At 67.3% G+C, this 6,954-nt stretch carries 7 protein-coding genes; 4 read left to right on the top strand and 3 right to left on the bottom strand.

The window, feature by feature from the left end; genetic code table 11:
- On the bottom strand, window positions 1-920 hold a 920-nt coding region (locus B1964_RS00095; protein WP_139765566.1), incomplete at its 3' end, for an AMP-binding protein.
- A 118-nt stretch (window positions 921-1,038) separates the two neighbouring features.
- Here B1964_RS00095 and B1964_RS00090 point away from each other — a divergent pair.
- From B1964_RS00090 to B1964_RS00080, 3 genes are all read left to right on the top strand, one after another.
- The gene (locus B1964_RS00090; RefSeq protein WP_079928337.1) at window positions 1,039-1,845 is read left to right on the top strand and encodes a LuxR C-terminal-related transcriptional regulator; all 807 of its coding nucleotides are present in this window, start codon (window positions 1,039-1,041) and stop codon (window positions 1,843-1,845) included.
- 5 nt (window positions 1,846-1,850) lie between these two features.
- The gene (locus tag B1964_RS00085; RefSeq protein ID WP_079928335.1) at window positions 1,851-2,324 is read left to right on the top strand and encodes a GNAT family N-acetyltransferase; all 474 of its coding nucleotides are present in this window, start codon (window positions 1,851-1,853) and stop codon (window positions 2,322-2,324) included.
- A 66-nt stretch (window positions 2,325-2,390) separates the two neighbouring features.
- The gene (locus B1964_RS00080) at window positions 2,391-3,194 is read left to right on the top strand and encodes an IclR family transcriptional regulator (protein WP_079928336.1); all 804 of its coding nucleotides are present in this window, start codon (window positions 2,391-2,393) and stop codon (window positions 3,192-3,194) included.
- 236 nt (window positions 3,195-3,430) lie between these two features.
- On the opposite strand, the gene B1964_RS00075 is transcribed toward B1964_RS00080, so the two are convergent.
- Window positions 3,431-4,615 (bottom strand): 4-hydroxybenzoate 3-monooxygenase, encoded by a 1,185-nt coding sequence (locus B1964_RS00075; protein WP_079928334.1) that lies wholly within the window; start codon window positions 4,613-4,615, stop codon window positions 3,431-3,433.
- 185 nt (window positions 4,616-4,800) lie between these two features.
- Between B1964_RS00075 and B1964_RS00070 the strand changes: the two genes are divergently transcribed.
- Complete coding sequence (locus tag B1964_RS00070; protein WP_006369064.1) at window positions 4,801-6,240, top strand: aldehyde dehydrogenase; 1,440 nt, start codon at window positions 4,801-4,803, stop codon at window positions 6,238-6,240.
- Between the two features lie 136 nt (window positions 6,241-6,376).
- Here B1964_RS00070 and B1964_RS00065 read toward each other — a convergent pair whose 3' ends face one another.
- Window positions 6,377-6,649: a Rho termination factor N-terminal domain-containing protein gene (locus B1964_RS00065; RefSeq protein WP_006369065.1), complete on the bottom strand. Its 273-nt coding sequence runs from the start codon at window positions 6,647-6,649 to the stop codon at window positions 6,377-6,379.
- Window positions 6,650-6,954 lie beyond the last annotated feature (305 nt).

Here is a 6,954-nt window from a genome sequence, read left to right as displayed (position 1 = left end):
AAATGCCGTAGCGAAAAGCCCTCGATCGCGCCGCTTTTGCTCAGCGCGCGATACACCGTCGGGGCAGCGGCGAAGTTGGTGACGCCCAGCTCGCCGAGAATGCGAGCGGTCAGCTCCGGCGTGAAACCGGCCTGCAGCAAGATGTTCGGGCGTCCGGTGGCCAGCGGACCGAGGATGCCGTAATACAGGCCGTAGGCCCAGCCCGGGTCGGCGGCATTCCAGAACACGTCGTCGTCGGTCACGTCGAGACCGAAACGCATGTACGTGACAAACGCCGCCAGTGCGCGCACCGGAACCGGAACCCCCTTGGGCGCGCCCGTGGTTCCGCTGGTGAACAGCAGGATCAGGTGCCCGTCGCCGCCGACGGCCACCGAATCTTCCCAGGGCTCACTCGCGGCGAGCAGGGTGTCGAAATCGTGGGTGCCAGACGCGCTCTCGGCCGGACTCCCGGCACCGGCGACCACCGTGGTCAGGCCCTCGATTCCGTCGAGTTTGTCGACCTGACTCGCCTCGGTCACCACGATGTCGGCGTCGCCTCCACGTAGCCGCATCTCGATCGCCGGTGTCGCGAACGCCGTGAACAGCGGGATGTAGACGGCGCCGAGGCGGGCGAGTGCCAGCAACGTGACCACCAGCTCGACGCGCTTGCCCATCAACACGCCGACCCGCGAACCGCGCTCGACGCCGAGCCCGGCCAGGGCGGTCGCGAACTTCCGTGACTGAGCGGCCAGGTCGCCGTAGGTGATGCGGGTGGTGACGAGGTCGTCGCCGCTGGTGCCGACCGTCATGAAGGCGACGGCATCCGGGTCGTGCCGGTCGACGAGCAGGGTCGCGGCATTCGCGTCGTTCGCGCCGAACTCGGCCAGCAACGCGGCCACCTCGGCCTCGGCGGAGGGATGCGCGGGAGCGGTCTGGGTCATGGTCTCACCTGGGCCTCTTGAGTAAGCTGAATCACAGTCGCACGCATTGTCTGCCGCGACCAACGATGTGTGCCACCCCCCGAAGAGGGGGCGCACACGACCGAAGGAGGTGACCGAGATGCCCGAATCTCTCGCGGCGCCGGTGACCGACGCGCTGCGCCGATTGCGCCGGGCCAGCGGCGTCTCTCTCGCCTTCGGTGGTGTCGTGCAGAGCGGGCACGGACTGCGTCTGAGCCACTTCGTCGGCCACACGGTCGGTGCGCTCAACGGCGTTGCCGTCGACATCGGGCACGGACTCGGCGGCAAGGTGGTGGCCACCAACCGGCCGATGGTCGTCGACGACTACCTGAAGACGCCGCGGATCACTCACCGCTACAACGCGGTCATCGCGACGGAGGGTCTGCGGGCGATGGCCGCGGCGCCGGTGATCGTCGACCGGACACCGGTGGCGGTGATCTACGGCGCGTTGCGCACCGACGATCCGCTCGGCGACCGGGCACTCGACGCCCTCGCCGTGGAGGCTCGCACGCTCGAACAGCAGATCGTCGCCGCCCGGACGTCGGTGGAAACCGTGACCGGGCGGCCCGAGGCCGACGCGCTGCGCGTTCGGCTGACCGAGGCGTATGCACAACTGCGTGACCTCGCACGCTCGGTCGACGACGCCGAGGTCGCCGCCGCGATCGGTCGCATCACCGACGGGCTCCTCGACGCCGCGCCCGATCACGAGTCGGTGGCGTTGACCCGCCGCGAGCAGGACGTACTGGCGCTGGCCGCGCTCGGCTATCCCAACGCACGAATCGCCGACTCACTGGGCATCGGCGTCCAGACCGCCAAGGGCTATGTGAAGGACGCGATGCGAAAGCTCGGTGCCACAAGCCGATTGGAGGCAGTGGTGATCGCGCGGCGCTCCGGTCTGCTGCCGTGAGTGTCATGAGCGTCCCAGGCCGCCTCGTCCGCCTGGCCGGCCCGGGCGATGCGGCGGTCGTCGGTCGGCTGCTGTTCGACTTCAACACCGAGTTCGAGAGTCCGACCCCGAGTGCCGACGAGTTCGCCGGCCGCTTCGCCCGTCTGCTCGCCCGTCACGACGTGCTCGTCGTGCTGGCCGAGTCCGACGGGGAGCCCACCGGATTCGCCTACCTGACGCTCCGCCCGACCCCGTACGGCGACGGGCCGCTCGCGCAGTTGGAGGAGTTGTACGTCGTGCCCGCGCTCCGGGACGGGGGCATCGGCACCGCCCTGCTCACCCGGGCTGTCGACGAGGTGCTGGACCGCGACGCGATCGAGATGCACATCAACGTCGACGAGATCGACACCGACACCCGACGCTTCTACGAGCGGCACGGGTTCACCAACATCGAGCCCGGTGAGGACTACCGGATGCTCTGTTACCTGCGGGAGCTCTGATGGTCTGGCTGCGGCCGGCGGTCACCGGCGAAACGGCGACGTTCCGGTCTGCTGCCGTGAGTGTCGATGGCCGGTAACACCTCGACGCCGGGCGCGTCGGTGGCGGCGCGCACGCTCGCGTTGCTGGGTACGTTCGATTCCACTCATCGGGTGCTCTCGTTGTCCGAAATGGCCGCTCGTGCAAGCCTTCCGTTGCCGACGGCGCATCGTCTCGCCGGTGAGCTCGAGCGGTGGGGTGCGCTGGTGCGCCGGCCCGACGGCCGGTACGTGATCGGCAGACGCCTGTGGGATCTCGGGCTTCTCGCGCCGATCCAGTCGGGGATTCGGGAGGTCGCCGAGCCATTTCTCCACGACCTCTACGCCGCGACCACGGCAACGGTCCACCTGGCCATTCGGGAGGGTACCGCGGCCCTGTATCTCGACCGCATCTCCGGAAAGGAATCGGTGCCGGTCGTCAGCCGGGTCGGCGGGCGGCTCCCGTTGGCCGCCACCGGCGTCGGGAAGGTGTTACTCGCACACGCCCCCAACGACATTCGCGAGGAGGTGATGGCCTCGCTCACGCGGATCACCCCGCACACCATCGTGAACCCGAAGCTCCTCGACGACCAGCTGCGCCGCGTCCACGACGAGGGCTACGCGACAACCGTCGAGGAGATGACGCTCGGCGCCTGCTCGGTGGCCGTCCCCGTGCGCGGTCCCGACGGCGTGGTCGCCGCCCTCGGCATGGTGGTGCCGTCGATCAGCGGTCGGCTACCGCGGATCGTCGCCGCGTTGCAGGTTGCCGCACAAGGGATCGGGCGCTCGCTCGGGGCGCCAACCCTCATTGGCGGTGTCCCATCGCCTGGTGGTCGAGGTGCGGAGGAGCGTTAGCGACGGAGCCTCGAGACCTGGTGTGTTGCTGCTGGTTCCGGAGTTGCGGAGTCCAGCGTCGGCTTGCGGTGGTCTCGAGACGCTCCGGCTCGCTGCGCTCGCGCGGGGCTCCTCGACCATCGAAAAGGGGCCGGGCTCCTCGACCATCGAAAAGAACGGGCTGCTCGATCATCGGGGGGAAGGGCCATCGGGGAGGGATGGCTTCTCGACCATCGCGGGGCCGGCCGCCCGGCAGATCAGACCGAGGGCCAGCCCGTGTATCCCTCGGCGAGATAGGCCGATCCGGCCTCGGAGGCCGTCAGGGTTTCGAGTTCGCCGAGCTGGCGGCGCTCGTCGAAGTCCGATGCGTCGGAAGCCTTGTGCAGCATCGTCGTCATCCAGTACGAGAAGTGCTGAGCCTTCCAGACGCGGGCGAGTGCACGGTCGGTGTAGGAGTCCGGTGCCGTCTCGTCGTCCGCGAGCAGGGTTCGTTCGATGGTCTCGGCCAACACCCGGACGTCGGCGAGGGCGAGGTTGAGTCCTTTGGCGCCGGTCGGGGGAACCGTATGTGCCGCATCGCCGGCGAGGAGTAGCTTTCCGTCGCGCATCGGGGTTTGCACGAAGCTGCGGAACGGCAGCACGCTCTTGTCGATGATCGGGCCTTCCTGCAACGAGAAACCGTCCTGTCCGGCCAGTCGGCGTTGCAGTTCGGCCCAGATCCGGTCGTCGGACCAGTCGTTGGGATTCTCGGCCGGGTCGCACTGGAAGTACATGCGCTGCACCGACTCCGTGCGCTGACTGATCAGCGCGAAGCCGAACGGGGAACGGGTGTAGATCAATTCGGGTGCGCTACGCGGAGACTCGGCGAGGATGCCGAACCAGGCGAACGGGTACTCGCGGAACAGTCGCTGCGGGTTGGCGACGAGGTCGCGGCAGATGCTGCGCGAGCCATCGGCGCCGACGACGAGGTCGGCCCGGATCTCGTGGCGCCCATCGGCATCGGAGTAGGCCACACGAGGCGTATCGCGGTGGTCGGTGACCGCGGTGTCGGCGATGCCGTAGCGGAGGTCGCCGCCGTCACGAACCCGTGCGGCGTGTAGATCGATGAACACGTCGGTCTGTGGGTAGAGCCAGCATGAGGCGCCGATGAGTTTCTGGAAGTCGATGCGATGGCTGATGCCGTCGAAGCGCAGGTCGATTCCCTGGTGTTCGTGGCCGTCGGTGAGGACGCGATCGCTGACCCCGGATTCGACGAGCAACCGGACGCTGTCTCGCTCCAGGATTCCGGCGCGGTGGGTGGTCTCGATCTGCTCGTAGGTGCGGGTGTCGAGGACGATGCTCTCGATTCCGGCCCGATGCAGCAGGTGCGAGAGCATCAGGCCGGCCGGGCCGCCGCCGACGATCGCGACCTGCGTGCGGGTGGTGCTGGTGAAGGTGGACATGTGACTCCTCTGGTTGAGCACACGGTAGGGAGAGCGTTGTCACAACCACCAGACCGCACTTCCACTCAGTGAAAGCACATGCCGATGTGCTGCAGAAGCGGGTGTCCCGATCGGACAGCTGCGGCACACTGGCTTGTGACCCGCGGCACACAGCAGTGAATGCGTGGACATCTCAGGAGGCGTGAATGATCACCTACGACAAACTCTTTATCGGCGGCCAGTGGGTAGCCCCGGCATCGGGTGAACAGATCGAGGTCGTGTCGTCGAGCACCGAGGAACAGATCGGTGTGGTGCCGGCTGCGGTCGAGGCCGATGTGGACGCCGCGGTCGCCGCAGCGCGGGCGGCGTTCGACGATCCGCAAGGTTGGGCGCGCTGGGAACCGTCGCGCCGTGCCGATGCGATGGAACAACTCGCCGACATCCTCGAGACCAAAGGCGAGGAGATGGCTCGCCGGGTGTCGGCGCAGAACGGCATGCCGATCGCCATCTCGAGTCAGCTCGAAACCGGCGTCCCGCTGACCCTGCTGCGGTACTACGCGGGGCTGGCACGTGGGTTCTCCTTCGAGGTCGAGCAGGACCACCTGTTCGGCGGGACGACGCTGGTGCGCCGGGAACCGGTCGGTGTGGTCGGGGCGATCGTCCCGTGGAACTATCCGCAGGCACTCGCGGCGTTCAAATACGGTCCGGCGCTGGCCGCCGGCTGCGCGATCGTGCTCAAGCCGTCACCGGAAACGGTGCTCGACGCCTTCTTGTTCGCCGAGGCCGTCGCCGAGAGCGACATCCCCGACGGCGTCGTCAACGTGGTGCCCGGCGGCCGGGAGACCGGCGCCTACCTGGTCTCGCACCGCGACGTCGACAAGGTGGCGTTCACCGGGTCGACCGCGGCCGGCCGACAGATCGCGGCCACCTGCGGGCAGCTGCTGCGACCGGTGACCCTGGAACTCGGCGGCAAGTCCGCCGCGATCGTCCTTGACGATGCCAATCTCGACCTGTCGGTGATGGGGGAGCGACTCTTCGAGAGCCTGCTGGTCAATAACGGCCAGACCTGCTACCTCGGAACCCGAATCCTGGCCCCCGACAACAGGTATGACGAGGTCGTCGACACCTTGGCGGCATTCATGAGCAGTCTGCCGGTCGGCGATGCGCTCGACGAGTCGACGATGATCGGCCCGATGGCCAGTCGCACTCATCGCGATCGGGTGGAGGGCTACATCGAGAAGGGCAAGGGTGACGGAGCGCGCGTCGTGGTCGGCGGTGGTCGCAGCGAACGTGACCGAGGCTGGTTCGTGCAACCGACCCTGTTCGCCGACGTCGACAACCACTCGACCATCGCGCAGGAGGAGATCTTCGGTCCGGTCCTCTCGGTGATCCGCTACTCCGACACCGACGACGCGATCCGGCTGGCCAACGACTCCGACTACGGTCTCGGTGGTTCGGTGTGGACCTCCGATCCCGACCGCGGCAAGGATGTGGCGCGGCGGGTGCGCACCGGAACCATCGGCATCAACCGGTACATGCCCGATCCGGGCGCGCCATTCGGTGGCGTCAAGGACAGCGGTATCGGACGAGAACTCGGGCCGCAATCGATGGAGGCCTACCTGGTGTACAAGTCGATCTACGCCTGAGACCGGCACGTCCGGCCCGAGTACGAATACAGATTCCACAAAGTTGGCCCAAAAACCCCGATTTTCGGGGTCCGATGCCCGCTCACGTGGAATCTGTATTCGTATGGCGCGCATTGCGTCGCCCCAATGGCTGTTCTCAGTGGTCGCGCAGCGTCTCGATCAGTTCGTCTTTCTTCATCGACGAGTATCCGGAGATGTCGAGTTCCTTGGCCCGCGATCGGAGTTCATCGACGGTCCAGTCCTCGTACGAGCCGGAGCGACCGCCCTTGGAGCCCACCGATGAGCGGCCCTCGTTGGCGGCGGCATTGGCGATCCGCGCGGACTTCTCCTTGGAGTTGCCCTCATCGCGGAGCTTCTCGTAGAGCTCGTCGTCCTTCACCGACGGGCCGGGATCCTCTTGCTGCGGCATGGTTTTCTCCTTTCGTGCAATCCACGGTACTGACGGAGTGGGTCGCAATGCCCGGAAAGTTCGGCTTTGGGCGTGTTGAGTCCACTCCCTGACGGTCTTTCCCACTTACCCTGGTCCCCAAACAGCGGGTTGACGAGGGAGGACAGCGGGCGTGGGCAAGAAAGACGGGGCGGGCAAGAAGGATCGGGCGATCAAGCGACTCGAGGCGGAGATCGGCCGCCTGACCAAGGAGCTCGCCAAGGTCGAGAAGGCCGCGCGCAAGCGCATCAGTCGCGCCGAAGGTGATGTGGCGGCGTTGCGCGCCG

It is taken from the genome of Gordonia sp. i37 (assembly GCF_002043085.1).
Lineage (GTDB): Bacteria > Actinomycetota > Actinomycetes > Mycobacteriales > Mycobacteriaceae > Gordonia > Gordonia polyisoprenivorans.
The sequence above is the reverse complement of the archived record's forward strand: the minus strand, read 5'-3'. Positions and strand labels throughout refer to the sequence as shown.

What these genes read in the sequence shown, in the direction of transcription:
- B1964_RS00090 (WP_079928337.1), top strand. Translation starts at nt 1,039, where the DNA reads ATGCCCGAATCTCTCGCGGCGCCGGTGACCGACGCGCTGCGCCGATTG.
- B1964_RS00085 (WP_079928335.1), top strand. Translation starts at nt 1,851, where the DNA reads ATGAGCGTCCCAGGCCGCCTCGTCCGCCTGGCCGGCCCGGGCGATGCG.
- B1964_RS00080 (WP_079928336.1), top strand. Translation starts at nt 2,391, where the DNA reads ATGGCCGGTAACACCTCGACGCCGGGCGCGTCGGTGGCGGCGCGCACG.
- B1964_RS00075 (WP_079928334.1), bottom strand. Translation starts at nt 4,615, where the DNA reads ATGTCCACCTTCACCAGCACCACCCGCACGCAGGTCGCGATCGTCGGC.
- B1964_RS00070 (WP_006369064.1), top strand. Translation starts at nt 4,801, where the DNA reads ATGATCACCTACGACAAACTCTTTATCGGCGGCCAGTGGGTAGCCCCG.
- B1964_RS00065 (WP_006369065.1), bottom strand. Translation starts at nt 6,649, where the DNA reads ATGCCGCAGCAAGAGGATCCCGGCCCGTCGGTGAAGGACGACGAGCTC.